This is a genomic window from Pseudosulfitobacter sp. DSM 107133 (assembly GCF_022788695.1).
Taxonomy (GTDB): domain Bacteria; phylum Pseudomonadota; class Alphaproteobacteria; order Rhodobacterales; family Rhodobacteraceae; genus Pseudosulfitobacter.
In genome coordinates, this window is the sequence record NZ_CP085154.1 from 1,839,057 (window position 1) to 1,857,303 (window position 18,247).

Below are 18,247 nucleotides of genomic sequence, written 5' to 3' on the forward strand. Positions count from 1 at the left end.
CTATCGGCTGTCGGCAGGGGTGAAGGTTGAAAAGTCGACCATGGTGCCAAGCACCTGCAAATAGGCGATCAGCGCGTCCATTTCGGTCAGCTGTGGCTGGCCGTCAAAGTTGGACACCGCCGCACCGGGATAGCGTTCCAGCAAGCTGTCGTAATCCGAGTCGGGATCGGCCTGGGCGCGGAAATCGTCAGCCGCAGCGGCAATCATCGCGTCGTCATAGGGCACACCGACAAAACGGTGGGTTTTCAGCAATGCCTCGATATGGGTCGGCTCGATCCTGACGTCGGACAGGAACGCATATTTGGGCATGATCGATTCAGGCACGACCGACTGCGGGTCGGTCAGGTGGTCGACGTGCCAGGCGTCGGAATACCGACCGCCCACACGCGCCACGTCGGGACCGGTGCGTTTCGATCCCCACTGGAACGGGTGATCGTACATCGATTCCGCCGCCAGCGAATAGTGGCCATAGCGTTCGACCTCGTCACGCATCGGGCGGATCATCTGGCTGTGACACAGATAGCAGCCCTCGCGCACATAGATGTCGCGCCCGGTCAGCTCCAGCGGCGAATAGGGGCGCACGCCTTCGACCTCTTCGATGGTGTTTTCCAGCCAGAACAGCGGTGCGATTTCGACGATCCCACCGATGGTCACCACCAGCAGCGAAAAGACCAGCAACAGTGTCGGGCTTTTCTCCAGGATCGCGTGACGGCTGAGAATACTGGTCTTTTTCGGTGCGTCGTTCGGCACGGGGGCGTTGCCCATTGTCTTTTCCTTATCAGTCATTTGCGTGCCTTTCCTATTCTGCGGGGACGCCAACCGGGGCGGTTTTCTTGGCACCGCCTCGGATGGTCATCCACATGTTCCAGCACATCAGGATGCCGCCCGAGAGGTACAGAACACCGCCCAGTCCACGCACCACATACATCGGGTATTTCGCAGCCACGGTGTCGGCGAAGGTGTTGACGAGGAAACCCTGGTCATCGACTTCGCGCCACATCAGGCCTTCCATGATGCCGGTCACCCACATCGACGCGGCGTACAGAACGATGCCGATTGTCGCCAACCAGAAGTGCCAGTTGATGGCCGACATCGAATACATCCTCTCCCGACCCCACAGACGCGGTGTCAGGAAGTAGAGCGCGCCAAAGGTGATCATGCCGTTCCAGCCAAGTGCACCAGAGTGGACGTGACCAATGGTCCAGTCGGTGTAATGCGACAGCGAGTTGACCGCGCGGATCGACATCATCGGACCCTCGAAGGTGGACATGCCGTAGAAGGCCAGCGAGATCACGAACATCCGCATGATCGGATCGGTGCGCAGCTTGTCCCACGCGCCTTGCAGCGTCATCAGGCCGTTGATCATGCCGCCCCAGCTGGGCATCCACAGCACGATCGAGAACACCATGCCCAGGGTCGAGGCCCAGTCGGGCAGGGCGGTGTAATGCAGGTGGTGCGGACCGGCCCAGATGTACAGGAAGATCAGCGCCCAGAAGTGGATGATCGACAGCTTATAGCTGTAGATCGGACGTTCAGCCTGTTTCGGCACGAAATAGTACATCATGCCCAGAAAGCCCGCGGTCAGGAAAAAGCCCACGGCATTGTGGCCGTACCACCACTGGGTCATGGCATCCTGCACGCCGGAAAAGACCTGAACCGATTTGCTGCCCCAGAGGCTGACAGGGATCGACAGGTTGTTGACCACATGCAGCATCGCCACGGTGATGATGAAGCTGAGGTAGAACCAGTTGGCCACGTAGATGTGTTTTTCGCGGCGCTTGAAGATGGTGCCCAGAAAGACCGCAAGATAGGCCAGCCAGACGATGGTCAGCCAGATGTCGACGTACCATTCGGGTTCGGCGTATTCCTTGGACTGGGTCGCGCCCAGCAGATAGCCGGTGGCGGCCAGCACGATGAACAGCTGATAGCCCCAGAACACGAACCATGAAAGATTGCCGCCCCAAAGCCGCGCCGCGCTTGTGCGCTGCACCACATAGAACGATGTGCAGATCAACGCATTACCGCCAAAGGCAAAGATCACAGCCGAGGTGTGCAGCGGGCGCAACCGGCCAAAGTTGGCAAAAGGCTGCGCCCAGTCAAAATTCAGCGCCGGAAAGGCCAGCTGAAAGGCGATGAAGGTGCCCACCAGAAAACCGGCAAGCCCCCAGAATGCGGTGGCAATGACACCGGCACGGATCACCCCGTCAGCATAGCCGCTGGTGTCCTGGGGCATCTCCAGCTCGTCAATGCCACGCAGCACCCAGATAAACATGCCCGCAGCGATGACCATGATCAACGCAGAGTGGACCTGGAACGCAATGTCATGGGCAAAATTTGTACCCATCGCAGCGATCAGCGTTACCAGACCCAGCGCGATTAACTTAATATATTCCATAAAGCACCTTCCTCTACGCAAGGGCCCTATGGCGCGCTTGCGGTTCTGTTCGCAGGCTCTGGGTAACCGGAGCCGAAGGCACGCTCTTTGATCTAAGTCAATTTAGGGTAAACAAATGACGGATTACCGCACCACATGAATGGCGCATTTGCAGTGGCCAACAACATGGTGCGCAACCGACCCCAGAAAGAAATCGGCCAAGGTTGGTTCATGCGAGGCAACAACGATACAGTCGCATCCGCTTTCTTCCGCCCATTGGCAAATACGCGAACCGGCCCGACCGTCGGCAATTGCCGTGCGGCTGCCGGGCAGGGTGGCTGCCATGGCGTCCAGTTCGGTTTGCACTTTGTCGCGCGAAGTGGTTTCGAAATCGGGCGGGAAATATTCGGACACATAATGTGGCACGGATTCAATGACGTGCAACAAGGTGATCTGGGCACCGTCATCGGCCAGCGCCTGCGCTGCCTTGAACGCCAATTGGGTGTCACGGCTGTCACCCAGCAATACAGGGATCAGGATATTGGTATACATGGTATTATCTCCTTTTGGATACACATGTAGTAAACACCAACTGAAATCGAAGCCGCTTTGTTCCAGATCAACTCGTTCCGAATTCCTGCCAGCCCGCCAGCAATTGACGAGGCGAACCGTGTTTCAGCGAAGTGTCGGGATTGGGGTCAACAGTACCGATGATCGCGCCATCAGCCTTTGATCTTTTCAGGACGTCAAGTGAGCGACCGTGACTCTAGAACAGCACACCGCCGTCAGAATCATCGCCTGAAGCCGCATGAAGCGCTTCCATATCAATGACTTCGAAACGCCGCCGGTCGTTGAACCGCAGCACGCCTTCTTTTTTCAGCGCGTTCAACTGGCGGCTGACCGTTTCCAGGGTCAGCCCCAGATAGTTCGAGATTTCATCGCGTGTCAGCGGCAGCACCAGCGGCGTATGATCCAGCCCCAACCCAGCCACGTGTTGGCGGCGCACCATCATTTCGACAAAGGTGGCGATCTTTTCACGCGCGGTCTTGCGGCCCAACAGCAGCATCCAGTCGCGCGCCGCATCCAGTTCGTCCAGCGCGATTTCCAGCAAGCGTTGCGACACATGCGGCACAGTGCCCAGCAGCTGTTCGAAAGGTTTACGCTGGAAGCAGCACAGCGTCACATCGGTGGCCGCGACAACGTCGAATTCAATGTTGGTGCGGTCGGGGCGGCCGATGAAATCGGAGGGCAGCAGCAATCCGACCATCTGGATGCGCCCGTCTTCCATTGTTTTGCTTAGCGTTGAAACACCTTTGACCACCGATGCCACATAGGTCAGCTCATCACCGCGCCACAGAATCTGGTCGCCTGCCGAGAAGTTCTTGTAGGATTTGATCGCTTCAAGCTGGTCCAGCTCGTCGGCGTCACAGCGCGAGCAGACAGCGCGGTGCCGGATCGGGCATTCGCTGCATTTCGGGCGCGTGACTAGGTCGATGCTCATAGTTTGATCTGTATCAAATTAGGGAGGATATTTTCACGTTACGGTAGCGCGATGGAACAGATTGATCAACTCCGCCGCTATGGTCTTTTTGACGCGTCTGTGCCGCGCTTTACCAGCTATCCACCGGCCAACCGGTTTGCGAAAGACACTGGCGCGCGTTTCTACAGCACATGGTTACGGGCCGTGCCGCGCGGTGCCGAGATTTCGGTTTATGTGCACATACCGTTTTGCAAGCGTCTGTGCTGGTTCTGCGCCTGCCGGACCCAGGGCGCAAAGGGGCAAAGCCCTGTAGATGCTTATATAAATGTCGTTCTGCGGGAAATTGCGCTGGTCGCACGGCAGCTGCCCGACGATGTGCGCATGACGCGGCTGTATCTGGGCGGGGGCACGCCCACAATTCTGTCGCCGAAGACCATGACCCGTTTGTTGACACGCCTGTTCGATACATTCGAGCGGGCAAGAGATTTTGAATTCTCGGTCGAGATCGACCCGACAGAGGCCGCCCCCGAGGTGATCGAAACACTGGCGTTTCAGGGTATGAACCGTGCCAGCATCGGCGTGCAGGATTTCAACCCCAAGGTGCAGGATGCCATCGGGCGGTCACAGTCCTATGCCCAGACCCATGATTGCGTCGAACGGCTGCGCACCGCCAAAGTGCACAGCCTGAATATGGATCTGCTGTATGGGCTGCCGCATCAAAATGCATTCAGTCTGGTCGACACGCTGGATCAGGTTCTGGCGCTGCAACCGGACAGGGTGGCGCTGAATGGCTATGCGCATGTGCCGTGGATGTCCAAGCGGCAGATAATGATCGACAGCGATGCGCTGCCGTCGTGCGAGACCGGCTTTGCGCTTAGTGAGATGGCGCGCCAGATGTTGCATCTGGACGGGTTTTCTGCGCTTGGTCTGGACCATTTCGTGCGCCCGGGAGACAACTTGATACTGGCCAGACAAAGCGGCGGCCTGCATCGTGATTTTCAGGGCTATACCGATGATCACGCCGATGTTCTGATCGGCCTTGGGGCCTCTGCCATTTCACGGTTCGCGCAGGGCTATGTGCAGAACCAGCCTGCCACCACGGCCTATATGTCGGAAATCGGTGCGGGCTGTCTGGCCGGTTCACGCGGTCATGCAATAACCGCCATGGAGCGGCTGACCGCGCAAATGATCGAACACCTGCTGTGCCGGTTTGCCCTCGATGCCGACGCCTTGACAGCGCAGTTTCCCGACCAATCAGCGGCAGTTTCTGACGCGGTTGCCGAGCTGCTTGCGACCTATCCCGAGGCCTGCCGCAGGGACGGTGCGGGGCTGTGCGTTCAAAAGGGGTTCGCGCCTTTGGTCGGTGCGATGGCCAGCCATCTTGACCAGTATCGAACCAATCACATGGCCCAGACTGCTGCGCCCTGAAGGGGGCGGCACAAGCGGCGCGCGATTTCAAAAGCACAAGGGTGCGTTACCCGTTTGGGTCATCGCGTTTATTCTGGTGATAAAATTTGATTTTCCATAGTTTTGGTTTCTCTTGTCCGCACTGTGGCCCATAAGAAATGGGGATCAGATGACAAGGACACCGATATGCGCCAGGCAGACCAAAGACCGACAATTGCCATATTGGGTGCGGGTCTGATCGGGGTCGGGTGGGCGGCTCTGTTCCAGCATCATGGCGCTGATGTGCGTGTCTGGGATCCGGAATCCGAGGCACTGGTGGCCTTGCCCGCGCGTCTGAAAGCCCCGTTGGCGCAGCTGGCGCAAGTGGCCCCTGATGCAGGGCCTGCCGGGAGGTTGACAGTCTGCGATACGCTGGCCGAGGCGGTGGCAGGTGCTGCGCTGATACAGGAAAACGCGCCCGAAAGCATTGCCGTCAAACATGCCCTTTACGGCGAGGTCGAACCGCTGATGGACACAGATGCTATCTTGGCCTCGTCCACGTCAGCATTGACATGGTCGGATCTGAGCCCGGGGTTGAACGATCCTGCGCGCCTGATCACGGCACACCCCTTTAATCCGCCACATCTGGTGCCGCTGGTCGAGATCTATGGCCCCGACGACGCCCGCGTCGCACGGGCCGAAGCGATCTACCGTTTCGCCGGCCGCGTGCCGGTGCGTTTGAAAAAGGACGCCACCGGACATATCGCCAACCGGCTGGCTTCGGCCCTGTGGCGCGAGGCGGTGTTTATGGTGCAGGACGGCATTGCGGATGTAGAAGCGATTGATGCCGCACTGGTCAACGGGCCAGGCTTGCGATGGTCGGTTCTGGGTGCACATATGGCCTATCATCTGGGGGGCGGGGCAGGTGGCATGGAAGGCTATCTGGCCCACCTTGGTCCCAGTCAGGAACGCCGTTGGGCTGCTTTGGGAGCGCCGACACTCGGCGAAGACGTGCAAGCCGCGCTGGTGGCGGGCGTCGCGCGTGAAGCGGCGGGGCGCGATATTGCGCAATTGGAAGCGATCCGCGACGCGGCACTGATCGCGGCGCTGAAGGCACGCAAGGAGGCCCCGAATGTCTGAACACAACCCACCTCGCATTGCACTGATCCATGCGCTTGAGGAATCCGTGGTGCCGATCCGTGACGCCTTTGTCCGCTTGTGGCCCGAAGCGATACGCGCCGATCTGCTGGATGCGTCGCTGTCGGCTGATCTGGCCGCAGCGGGCACACTGGACGCCGCGATGACCAATCGGTTCGTAACGTTGGGCCGCTACGCTGCCAGCGGCACTGGGAACCATGACACCAGCGCTGTGCTGTTCACCTGTTCTGCCTTCGGCCCTGCGATCGACGTGGTGAAATCCGATCTGTCCATTCCGGTCATGCGCCCGAACGAGGCGGCGTTCGAGGAGGCGCTGGCGTTGGGCGCGCGCATTGCGCTGGTCGTGACCTTTGGGCCATCCTTGCCCGCGCTGACCAGTGAACTGGAACTGATGGCGGCCGCGCGTGGAAAGCGTGTCGAGATCACAGGCGTGCTTGCCGATGGCGCACTTGCCGCGCTTAAGGCCGGCGATGGCGCTGCGCACGATCAGGCCGTATTGCGCGCCTGCTTGGATCTGGGGCCGCAGGATGCCGTTGTGTTGGGACAGTTCAGCCTGGCCCGTGCGGCGGATGTGTTAAGGCCGCAGGTTGACTGCCCGATCATCACCACGCCTGCCAGTGCCGTGCGTGCCCTGCGCCGCAGGTTGGGCGCTGCCTGAACAGGTGCCGACACAGCGGCGACAGCCACCCAAAAAGGCCGCCGGAACATCCATTCCGGCGGCCGCTTGTATTGATGACGAGATGGATTAGACCATCAGCATGTCGTCGCTGACGGCGCTGAGTTGCGTGTCTTGCAGTGTCACCATCACATCCATGTCCATGAACACCACGTCATTGCCGCTTTGCATCATGTTGGCAATCGCGGCGTCTGCATTGTCATAGCCGAAGGCCGTAAAGTCCAACGTGTCCCAGCTTTCCAGATCGGTCACGGTGTGGCTGCTGCCGCTGTCGGTCGAGAACACGAACCTGTCCGAAAAATACCCGCCTGACAGCGTGTTGGCACCACCGTTGCCGGCAAGCACGTCCTGCGTGCCCATGTCCATGACATAGCTGTTCAGATCGTCGGCACTGTCGCGCATGAACTCCTTGCTTTGCGAAAAGCCGAGCAGCACATCACTGCGCGTTGCGCCATTGTCCAGCATGTCGGTCCAGCCCTGAAGGCCGGCCGCATCGGCGTCACGCCCCAGAACGTTCTGGTACAGCGCATTGACGTAGTCGGCGTTTGAACCGGAACCATAGATGTTCTTGAATTCCTGAGACCCGGTGAAACCGTCGCTGATACCTTGCAGGCTGACCTTGCCACTGCCCAGGGACGCCGCCCAGCCTTCAAACCCGCCAAGATCGGGGTCGCGGTCAAAGCTGGCCTGATACAGGCGGAACAACTGACCTGTAAAGACTTCGGGGTCGATGCTGTAGGCGCCGTCGCCATAGATCATGTCATCGCCGCCACCACCGCCGATGTTGTCCGCACCCGAGTCGCCGCTGAGCAGGTCGTTGCCGCCGGCACCGCGCAGGATGTCATTGCCGCTGCCGCCATAGGCCACGTCGTCCATCATGCCGGTCTGGGCATTGGGCAGGCCCTGATCGCTGTCAGTCCACGAACCGGTGTGGATTTCGTCGTTGCCCGCACCGCCAAAGATGGTGTCCATACCGTCGGACATGGCGTTGAAAGTCGATCCGGTGGCTTCTGCTGTGCGGCTGTCGTCGTCGCCGGACAGAATTTCGTCACCGGCACCGCCATAGATAATGTCGTTGCCCGCTCCGCCGGCGATACCGCTGTCATATTGCGCCAGCGACAGCCCGCCGGATGCGCCTGCATCGGCTTCGTTCACCACGTTGACGTCCATGGTGCCAGCAGAAATCCAGTCGTCTCCGCCGTTGCCTTCCAGAACGTCAGCGCCAGTGCCACCAAGGATCGTGTCATTTTCGCTGCCGCCGGTGATGGTGTCATTGCCACCCAGCGCATTGATCATGTCGTCGCCCAGACCGCCGTTGTAGACGTCGGCCATTTCCGTCAGGGTGACGTTGTCGCTGGCTGTCGCGCGCTGGCCTGTCAGGATTGCGCGTGCCACTTCAAGCGTTGCGATTTCGATGGTTCCGGCGGCAGCGGGCAGGATGCCAACGAACCCGTTTTCGCCACCGTTGACTTCGCCACCGGTGCCTGCGCCGATTCCGTCAGGAATTTCCACGCCGTGAATAACCAGCTCTCGCAGGATCAGCGGCATGATGTCTTCAGCAGTGTAGTCGGTCATCGTGACGGGGCTGAAAAAGTTGCTGTCGTCCGTCAGGTCATAATTCGCAATGAACGAGATACGCCCCATGTCATCCGAAACCGGCATCGCGCCGCCCGAGGACAGCGGCAACAAGACGTCACCGTATTGACCGACACCCTCGAGCACTTCGACCATGCCGTCGCGGTCGGCATCATTGGCGATGGTGGGGGTGACAGAGTCGATCGGGTTTCCGTCACCATCGAACAGCCCGTGAATGTGCTGAGCGTGGGACTGGTTTGCCGTGGTGCCTGTCGCGGAAATTGCGACATTCAGGTAAGAGGTTCCGTCTTCCTCGGTGTTCATCGCCAACACAGCAGAGGCATTTACCCCGGAACTGTTCAGCGCATCGAAATCAACGGTCCAAAAGGCGTCCGCCTGATTCAGGAAAGTGTCAAAAGAAGTATATGTCGCAGCCAGATGGGCCATAATCGTGTCCTAACATTTGCGTTGGCAGTTGCTAAGTCACGGCTCCCCGCCGTTTTGAGTTTCACAAAAATTGCGTTTTTTTGACATTTTTTAGAAAATTGTTTCTTGCCAGAGGGTTGTCAGCACATGCGCACGGGCAGCGCGCCTGTACCGGTTGCGGTCAAGATCGGGGACTGCACGCCGGGCAGCTGTGGCAATTGTATCTCTTGGACGGTGCAAACCGTTCGAGAGATACCGGTGTCAGATCTGAATCATGTCATCGCTGATCTGGTTAAGCGTCTTGTTGAGAAGCGTAATGTGAACGTCCTGATCAATGAACACAACGTCCGCATCCTGCTGGGTCATGTGCGCCCGTACCGCTGCATCGTTGGCATAGCCGAAATTCTCGAAGACCAAAGTATCCCAAGCCTCGAGATCCAGAACAATGTTGCTGCCCTTCGCGGAGGCATCAAAAATGAAACGGTCTGCATTCGCACCACCAGCCAGCGTGTTGTTGCCATTGCCACCGTCCAGCACGTCATCCGGTCCCTGCGCGCGCATCCATGTTTCCAGCGGGGCCGCGGTGGCCTTGCGGAATTCGCCGCTTTGGGAAAAGCCCAGAACGACCTGCGCCCGTGTCGCGCCGCCCTCAAGCTGCGCCAGCCATCCCGCCAGCCCGCCTGCATCTGCCGCCCGTCCCAGAACGTTCTGATAGAGCAATTCGATGAAATCACTGTTGTCGAGTGCCCCATAGGTGTTCTGGAATTCGCGGCTGCGCACAAAGCCGCTGACCACATCGACCAGTGGAGTCCCGTTCACAAGGTTATCGCTCCAACCTGCAAAACCGGCCGCATCCGGCACGCGTCCGAGTGTCGCCTGATAGACCCGAAAGACATCGTCCGACCAAGAGGCGGTATCGCGGCCGATGGTATAAGCCGTTGCAGTGGCAGCGGTATTATTGATGAACTCTCTGCTTTCGGAAAATCCGAGAACAACGTTCAAACGTGCTGCACCGTCTTCCATGGCGGACAACCATCCGGCCAGCCCGCCTGCATCGGGGTCGCGATCCAATACGTTTCGGTAGAGCAGGGTGACAAACGCACTGTCATCCAGCGCCCCATAGATTTTCTGGAACTCCAATGAGTTGATAAAGCCGTTGGTCGCCCGACCCAGATCAATCGCCCCGGAGGAGAGTTGCGTGACCCAGCCGATCTGACCGACACGGTCCGGTTCGCGGCCGAGTGTGGCCTGATACAGGCGGTACACGGTGGCTGCGGTCTCCATTTCGTATACGGCCTGAAAGCTGTCGGCGTACAATGTGTCGTTGTCATTGCCGCCCCACAGGTTGTCGCGGCCGCCACCGCCCGAAATCCGGTCATCACCGCCCCACCCGAGAAAGGTCTCGTCCGCGACAGTGCCCTCAACCGTGCTGTTTGCAGTGGTGCCGTCGAACAGGGTTTCAACGACCCGGTACTGCTGTGTTGCCGAGACCTGTTCGGCTTGGCCGAATGCGTCGGCATATTGGACAGTCACGGAGATCACCGCTCCCAGATCGGCAGCCGACAGCACATGGGTCAAACCTCGGGCACCGCCGAGCGGGACACCATCACGAAGCCACTGGGCACTGAACACGCCCAGACCGTCGGGGTCCGACAGATCACCCATATCGGCAGACAGGGTTGTCCCGACAACGGCGTTGCCCCCTATGAGCAATCTGCCTTGCACCGGATCGTTGACGTTCGCCACCGTGTCGGTGGATTGGCTGACAACCCGTTCGGCAAAGCCATTGCCGTCGGTGTAGCTGACAGTCACCGCCAGATTGTGTCCGACATCCTGCTGGTTTGCGGTGTAGCTTGCTGCTTTTGCACCCGTAATCGCGGTGCCGTCGCGCAGCCATTGAAACGCGAGTGTGCCCAGACCATCGGCGTCGAACAATTCAGAGACATCCGCGAACAGGGTCCCGTTCTGCACAGGCGTGCCGCTGATGCTGACCGCCCCCTCGGCCAGTTCGTTGTCAGCCCCCAGAGTCATCAGCAGTGTCGAGCCGTCGCCAAGCGTTATCAGCCGCTTGCCATCCGGGCGCACAACGTCTGTTATTGCGTCGCGCTGTTGTTGGGTCAGTTTCGAGGTGTCGATGGTGTCGTTGCCACGGCCAAAATCGGTGACGATCGAATGACCCATGCCCATGGTCAGCACAAAGCTGTCGTCGCCCGCACCGCCGGTCATTGTGTCGTTGCCGCCGCCACCTTCGATGGTGTCGTTACCGTCGCCGCCATCCAGACTGTCCGCGCCAGTGTCACGCAGGGTCTCGGGGTCGGTGCTCAGGCGCTTCTTGTTCGACACGGCACCTCCCCACAGACGGTCGTTGCCGGTGCCGCCAAAGATGGTGTCATTGCCGGTGCCGCCGTCCAGCTGGTCGTTGCCGCCTTCGCCGTAAATCAGATCATCGCCGTCGTGTACCAGATCCGTGACATCGTCGGTTGTCGCGCCGGGCTGGCGGATGGTCGAGGGGCGTGGGCTGGGAATGTTGCCGGTGTCGGAAACGTCATAACGTTCCTTGTCGCCAAGCCCGCCAAAAACCGTATCGTCGCCGGCAAAACCCAGCAGCGTGTCGTTGAAATACGAGCCGACGATGCGGTCATCGCCGTTAAAGATATTGGTTTCCCAATAGCCCCAGGGCGCATCCAGAATATCCAGCAGCGGTTTGACGAAACCAAAGACCGACATCATCGTGGTGTTGCCACCACTGAAATCGACCTTGAAATTGTTCACCACCGCGACGGGCAGGTTGTTGATGCTTTGGCCGCCAAACATCGCGCGCCCGCCATTGTCCAGAAATGCGGTGGCAAAGTGGAATTCGTTGTTGCGGTTCGACCCTTGGCTGGCCGACCCGACATTCAGGAACTGGCTGCCGCCACCTGCGCGCGACATGTCGATGGCATGGTCGTTTTCGAAATAGCTTGCCGCATAAAGCTGCACATGCTGTTCGGGCAGCACCTGAAGGCGCAGAGCATCCGTACTGATGGTCTGATCGGCAAAGACAAAGGTTTCGATCCCTTCCAGCCGGTCCACACCATCCGGTTTGCTGATCAGAATGAAACCCGGGGTGTCGAAATCGAATTGGGCATCGGCAAGGTCAAAGTCATAGACAACCTGATCGGTGCCTTCGTCTCCGCGCAGGGTGTCGTTTCCGGCGCTGCCGGTGATCGTATCGTCGCCCCGTTTGGCGACGATCAGGTTGTCGCCCGCATTGCCCGCCATGGCATTGTTCTGCGCGTTGCCGGTGGCGTCGATGTTTTCCGTGCCCATCAACGCCAGATCTTCGATGTTTCCGGTCAGCGTGGTGGTGACAAAGGCATGGATCGCATCGCGACCGCCCGTCGCGGTTTCGACGATCGTGTCCAGTCCGTCCCTTGAGATATAGGTGTCGTTGCCGTCTCCACCGACCAGCGTGTCCAGCCCCGTGCCACCGTCCAGCACATCGTTGCCAGCCAGCCCCACCAACTGGTTCGCGCCGCTGTTGCCGGTCAACGTGTTGTTCAGTGCGTTGCCACGGCCCGTCAGGTTCGCGGTGCCGGTCAGTTCCAGCCCCTCGACATTGGCCTGCAAAACGGCACTGACAGAGGCGCGGACCGTATCAGACCCGCCGCCGGCGGCTTCGGTTGTGATCTCGTCGGGATTGTCGATGACAAAAATGTCGTTGCCCGCACCGCCATCAAAGCGGTCCAGCCCCGCACCGCCGATCAGCAGGTCGTCACCAGTGCCACCAAGCAGTGTATCTGCACCTGCACCGCCGTCGATGGTGTCGTTTCCGCCTTCACCCAGCAGTGAATCGTTTCCTGTCTCGCCATAGAGGTTGTCGTTGCCGCCACGGCCAAAGACCGTGTCGTTGCCCGCGCCGGCAAGCAGGTTGTCTGCAATCGCGGTGCCAGTGATTTCTTCGCTCAGCTCGCTGCCGGTGATGATCAGACCGGACAGTTCGGCCAAGGTCAGCGTGCGGTCGGTGAACCGGATCAGCTCGACATCGTCGGCCAGATGATCGTCTTCAAGGATCACGCCGTTTTCCTCGACGATGATGCGCACGCCTGTTGCCGTGCGCGCGACGATCACGTCCGTGCTGGCCACTGCGAACACGGCTGTGTCATTGCCCGCACCGCCCTTGATGGTGTCATTGCCCGCGCCGCCCTCGATCACGTTGTCATTTGCGTCGCCGGTCAGACTGTCACCATAAGTTGAGCCGATCAGGTTCTCGATGTCGCTGAGAATGTCGCCGGTTGCATCGCCGCCATTTGCGGTTGCGGTCTGAAGGTTGATCGAAACGGCGGCCTCGGAATAGGCGTAGCTGGACGTGTCGATACCGCCGCCACCCATGATGGTGTCGGCCCCCGTTGCGCCGTAGAATGTGGTGTTTTCGCTGTTGCCAAGGAAACTGTCGTCGCCTTGACTGCCCACCAGCATTTCGATGGATTCAAAAATGTCGGTGCTGTCGACAAAGCTGTCAATCACCACAACCTGCTGCTCGGGTTTCAGCGTATCTGGCAAAAAGCGAACCTCGTTCAGATCGCCTGGTGTTTCGGCAAAATAGGGGTCCAGTTTCCAGATACGTTCGGGGGTAATCGGATCTTCCTGACGGAAGGTGTCATCGCTGGGATCATCCGTGCCCTGATCAAATCTTTGATAGGTATAGCGGGTCTCGGTGGTGCCAGTCTGGATGATGTCGCCTGCAAGGTCGGTTGGCCCTGTGGTGGTGGTCAGGCTGTCTGCCCAGACATAGAAAGGGGCAGGGGTCAGCGCGTTTACCACGCCGCTGCTTTCGCCTGTGCGGCTGCCGACACCGGCCATCACAACGGTAATGCCATATGTCAGAATACTGTAATCCAGCGTGTCAAAACCGGTGTCGCCATAAATCTCGTTGGTGCCCGCGCCAGCGGTCATAAAGTCGTTCCCGGCACCGCCGCGCAGGGTGTCATCGCCCTCGGCGCCAATCAGCAGGTCGTCGCCGCCGCGCCCTTCCAGCAGATCGTTGCCCTTGTTGCCGCTCAGCAGGTTTCCAATGCTGTCGCCAAACAGGCTGTCATCGCCGACGCCGCCAATCAGGTTTTCAATCGACACCAGCGTGTCGTTCCCGGCAATCCCGCTTTGCAGGTCCGCCGAAACCCCCGACAGATCATTGGTCAGCCGCGAGATGCCGCCCTTGGGATGGTTTTGCAGCAGGCTCCAGCTGGCCGCGTCGGTGCCTTCGCCGCCATCCAGCAGATCGCCGCCGTTGCCGCCGTGCAATAAGTCGCTGCCCATGCCTCCAAACAGCTGGTCGTTGCCGTCATTGCCGAACAATTCGTCGTTGCCCGCCATTCCGCGGATCGTGTCGTTGCCATCCCAGCCCACGATTTCATTGTCGCCCGCGTCGCCGGTCAGGCTGTCGTTGAACTGCGACCCTGTCAGGTTTTCAATGCCGCCAATCAGGATGTCGCCAGTGGCATAACCGCCGTCCAGCAGCTTGGTTTGCAGGTTGGCTGTGACGCCTTTGGTACTGACTTCATAGGTCAACAGGTCGGTATCGTCGCCGCCGTCGAACACTTCGCGGAAATCGCCTGCGACAAAGGTGTCGTTGCCCGCACCGCCCTCCATGGACGCGCGCAAGGCCGGATCAAAGAACGCCACGGGCGTTTCGTTGCCAAGGGTGTGGTTGAAAGTGCCCAATACGTCATTGCCGTCGCCGCCGATCAGGGTCGAGCTGAACATTTGCGCGGCATACAGAACGTCGTCACCGCCACGTCCATCCAGCAACATTGCCCCGTCGGGACTGCCGCCGGAAATGATGTCGCGGTTGTCCGAGCCGATAATGTGTTCGAATTCGCCGATGTTTTCGACACTGCCGCCGGGGCTTTCGGTGTTGGGGTCTGCGACACGCAACCCGATCGGCGTGCCGGGGTAGGTCTCGCCCGGAACCATGACGCCCGGCAGTTTCTTGACCGTGCCATTCACGCCCAGCGTCGGCTGGATATACAGCGGATCGTCGTCAAAGACCGAGGCCAGCGAAGCCTTGCCCACAAGGCTGCCGTTTGGTGCCACCGGGTTCAGGTAAACGTGCCATGAGAAATTGCTTTTGCTGAGGTCCAGCACGTCGGTGCCCGCCAGAACGGCTGTGCGGTTGTCGTCGCCAAACAGCAGTTCGCCGTCAACGTTGTTGTCGCCCCAGACCCTGACGGTATCGCTGCCTTCACCGCCAAAGAAAACATCTTCGGCCAGCGCACTGCTGACCAACAGATCGTTTCCGGCCCCGCCATAAAACCTGTTTTGCGCAGCGCTTTGACCGCTGAACAGTTCGTCGTCGCCCTTACCGGCATAGACCGTCTGTCCGAAATCACGCGAAGTGTAGATGATGTCGCGCCCGATTGACCCGACAATGCGTTCGACGCCTTCGAGATAGTCAACGCCGTAGCGGTCACCGACAACAACGCTGGTTTCGTATTTCGACACCTGCTGCTGGCCGGGAACCTCGGTCGGCAACAGCACAATGCCCCCCGGCATGTCCAGGACGTTGACGGTCGAGGTGCCGGTTGTCAGGAAGTCGACGAAATCGACGCTGACATCATAGTGGCTGGTGCGTTCGACCGCCGAATATTTGACGGTGGAATGGCCCTTGAGGTCGGAAATATAGTCGTTGCCCAATCCGGCAACATAAACGTTGTTGCCGGTGCCGCCATCCAGGAAATCATCGCCAGCGTCACCGATCAACGTGTCACTGCCAGCACCGCCCAGCAGGATGTCATCGCCGCCCAGGCCGCGAATTTGGTCATTCTGCCCGCGTCCGTTGATCTTGTTGGCGTCATCCGAGCCGATCAGCACATCGCCAAAGTCTGTGCCGTCTATGTTCTCGATCCCGAACAGCACGCCAACGGGCAACACGTTGCCTGCAACGGTCCGGCCCACCGGATCGGCATCAATGGTGATCGAGGTGGGGCGATAGGTCAGCTCTTGGGCTGTGCTGCCAAGGAAAATATTCAGCGCGTACAGGCTTTTGCGATAATCCACGGCGTCAATGCCGCCAGTGTCATAGATGTAATCCAGCCCGCCGTTGCCGGCGCCCGAGATATAGGTGTCATTGTCAGGCCCACCCTGAAGGTTGTCGCCCACGGCCTTTTGCAGGTCGATTGTCAGACTGCCGTTAAAGCTGCTTTCCAGCTGGTCCGCACCGCGACCTGTCACCAGAATATCATACCCAAGCGCCCCGATGATGCGATCGTTGGCGCCGTAAGGGTTGTCAGCTGTGGCGATGCCATCGGCCGTCAGTTGCGGCACGCCGGCAATCGGGGGCAGGGTGGTTTCGGTCGGTGTGACGCGGGCCAGTTCACCGTCCAGCGATTGTGTGCGGATATAGGTTGCGATCTTGCGCAGGTCCAAAACGTCGTCGGCAAAGGCAATCAGTTCGATATTGACCAGCTCGTCGGTGCCGGTGTTCATCTGGGTTGTCGTGCCCGCGATATACGAGATTTCGCGATAGTCGACGACAAACCATGTGCCCGTCGCCAGCCCGTTTTCCAGCTTGCTGACGATTCCGTAATCGTCGATGTTGCCGTCATACACAGCCATGTCCGGCCCCGCTGCGGTGTTGGCACCACCGTCCAGCAAATCGTCGCCGCCGCCGCCGATCAGCATGTCACGCCCTTCGCCACCGCGCAGCGTGTCGTCATAATCACTGCCGGTGATGATGTCGTTGCCCGCCAGCCCGTCCAGATTGAGCGCGCCGAAATCGTTCATCGACCCGTACAGCACATCGTCGCCTGCCGTTGCGACGGAAAAGTCTACCGGGAAGGTCGCCGAGCCCAAAAGGTTTTCGATCTCGGCCAGCGGCAATTTCAGCTTTTCGGTGATGAATTTTTCCAGTTTGGCCAAAAGTTCGGTCTCGATCCGTGCGGCAAGGCCGTCCAGAATGTCGAGATCGGGCAGGAACGACAGGATTTCGTCCGCCGCGTCCTGCAACAGGTCGTTGATACCGGTCGCATCCAGAATGGCCTCAAGCGCCCATTCCGCCGGTTTCAGAAGCCAGCCGAAAATCGACCCCAGCGCATCCAGAACCGGACCGACCGCGTCATAGACCTTGGACAGGGGCGAAAACAGCGGGGACAGGGCATCGGCGACATCTTCCAGCATATCGGTGGCTGTCTTGATCACGTCAAAGCCGTCGAATTCGATGAATGCGTCCAGACCGTCAAAGTTTTCCTGCAAGGCACAGACCAGTGCCACTGCATCTTCGATCTGACGCGCGGCACTGCTGTTCTTTTCCGCAGCGATGGCCAGCTGAAGCTTGTAGCCGTCTTTCAGCTCTTCGGCATCGTCGAACAGATCGAACCCGGTGGTAAACGCCTGATTGGCTGCCGCAAGGTTCTGATCGGCCACCGCCAGTTTGCGCGAATAAACATCTGCGACAAGGGCGGTGCGTTCGGAATAGGTCGAGATTTTGTCGAGTGCCAGATCAGTCTTTTCGATGACCGTGGCCACTTTGTCTGCAACCTTGGTGATCTCCTCAAGCTTGGTCTCGATCGTGTCCAGCTTCTTTTTGGTGCTTTCGGCCACCGTCTCGGCGATCTTGCCGACCAGCTTGGTCGGTCCGACCTTGGAAAAGACTTTGGCGATCACTTGAAGCTTGGTTGCGCCAGCTTCAAGATCGTCACGTTTGTCTTCAAGGGTCGCGATAGACTTGAACTGGTATTTCAATGCCCTGAGCGGGTAGCGGGCCAGTGATGTCGCTGCGTCCACAGTATACAGGCCCGATGCCAGATCCCGCAGGGCAAGCGCGGCCTGAGCCTGGGTTTGTTCCGTGACCGACATGGTGGCGCTCCAATAACTGTTTCAAAAAGATGCCCGGATTTCGGGCGGTCTCATTTCTGAAAAGGGGCATGTAGAAACGCCGTTCCAGCCGGAAGGATCGGTTTGCCCAATCCCTGAATATGACGAACGAGAACACAAATTTATCAGCGAATATCCCCAATCAGGACCGCCTGACGGGCCGAGAGTCAACTAATTGTGACTTTTTGATGGCAGTTAATTTGTGTGCGGCGCTGCTTCGGTCCTGGCGCGATGCGGGGTGGGTTAACCCGGGGTTGGATAGCGGGTCGCCTATACAACCAAGCCTGACGCAGCACCTGAACCAAGCGTATCTGCGCGCGAA

At 59.2% G+C, this 18,247-nt stretch carries 9 protein-coding genes; 3 read left to right on the forward strand and 6 right to left on the reverse strand.

Features of this window, described 5'->3' with window-relative positions; translation table 11 throughout:
- The 4 genes from ccoO to DSM107133_RS09050 all read right to left on the reverse strand — a co-directional run bounded on the left by ccoO (position 1) and on the right by DSM107133_RS09050 (position 3,875).
- On the reverse strand, positions 1-765 hold the full coding sequence (ccoO, locus tag DSM107133_RS09035) for a cytochrome-c oxidase, cbb3-type subunit II (protein ID WP_114292784.1): 765 nt from the start codon (positions 763-765) through the stop codon (positions 1-3).
- Positions 766-799: 34 nt separating this feature from the next.
- A complete protein-coding gene (gene ccoN / locus DSM107133_RS09040; RefSeq protein WP_114292783.1) occupies positions 800-2,395 on the reverse strand; it encodes a cytochrome-c oxidase, cbb3-type subunit I in 1,596 nt (531 codons plus the stop codon).
- Between the two features lie 123 nt (positions 2,396-2,518).
- Entirely contained in the window at positions 2,519-2,926 is a 408-nt protein-coding gene (locus DSM107133_RS09045) for a universal stress protein (protein ID WP_114292782.1), read from the reverse strand.
- 214 nt (positions 2,927-3,140) lie between these two features.
- Positions 3,141-3,875: a transcriptional regulator FnrL gene (locus DSM107133_RS09050; RefSeq protein ID WP_114292781.1), complete on the reverse strand. Its 735-nt coding sequence runs from the start codon at positions 3,873-3,875 to the stop codon at positions 3,141-3,143.
- A gap of 51 nt (positions 3,876-3,926) precedes the next feature.
- Here DSM107133_RS09050 and hemN point away from each other — a divergent pair, with 51 nt between their 5' ends.
- The 3 genes from hemN (at position 3,927) to DSM107133_RS09065 (ending at position 7,056) form a co-directional block, all read left to right on the forward strand.
- Complete coding sequence (gene hemN, locus DSM107133_RS09055; protein ID WP_114292780.1) at positions 3,927-5,282, forward strand: oxygen-independent coproporphyrinogen III oxidase; 1,356 nt, start codon at positions 3,927-3,929, stop codon at positions 5,280-5,282.
- 165 nt (positions 5,283-5,447) lie between these two features.
- Positions 5,448-6,380 carry a 3-hydroxyacyl-CoA dehydrogenase NAD-binding domain-containing protein gene (locus DSM107133_RS09060; RefSeq protein WP_114292779.1) on the forward strand — a complete coding sequence of 311 codons (933 nt, stop codon included), beginning with the start codon at positions 5,448-5,450 and terminating at the stop codon, positions 6,378-6,380.
- Positions 6,373-7,056 (forward strand): aspartate/glutamate racemase family protein, encoded by a 684-nt coding sequence (locus DSM107133_RS09065; RefSeq protein WP_114292778.1) that lies wholly within the window; start codon positions 6,373-6,375, stop codon positions 7,054-7,056. Before DSM107133_RS09060 ends, DSM107133_RS09065 begins: the two co-directional genes overlap by 8 nt.
- An 87-nt stretch (positions 7,057-7,143) precedes the next feature.
- Here DSM107133_RS09065 and DSM107133_RS09070 read toward each other — a convergent pair whose 3' ends face one another.
- Positions 7,144-9,096, reverse strand: a complete 1,953-nt coding sequence (locus DSM107133_RS09070; protein ID WP_114292777.1) for a DUF4214 domain-containing protein — start codon at positions 9,094-9,096, stop codon at positions 7,144-7,146.
- A 240-nt stretch (positions 9,097-9,336) separates the two neighbouring features.
- Positions 9,337-17,907, reverse strand: coding sequence for a DUF4214 domain-containing protein (locus DSM107133_RS24990; RefSeq protein ID WP_114292776.1), 8,571 nt, complete (start codon positions 17,905-17,907; stop codon positions 9,337-9,339).
- Between the last annotated feature and the right edge of the window lie 340 nt (positions 17,908-18,247).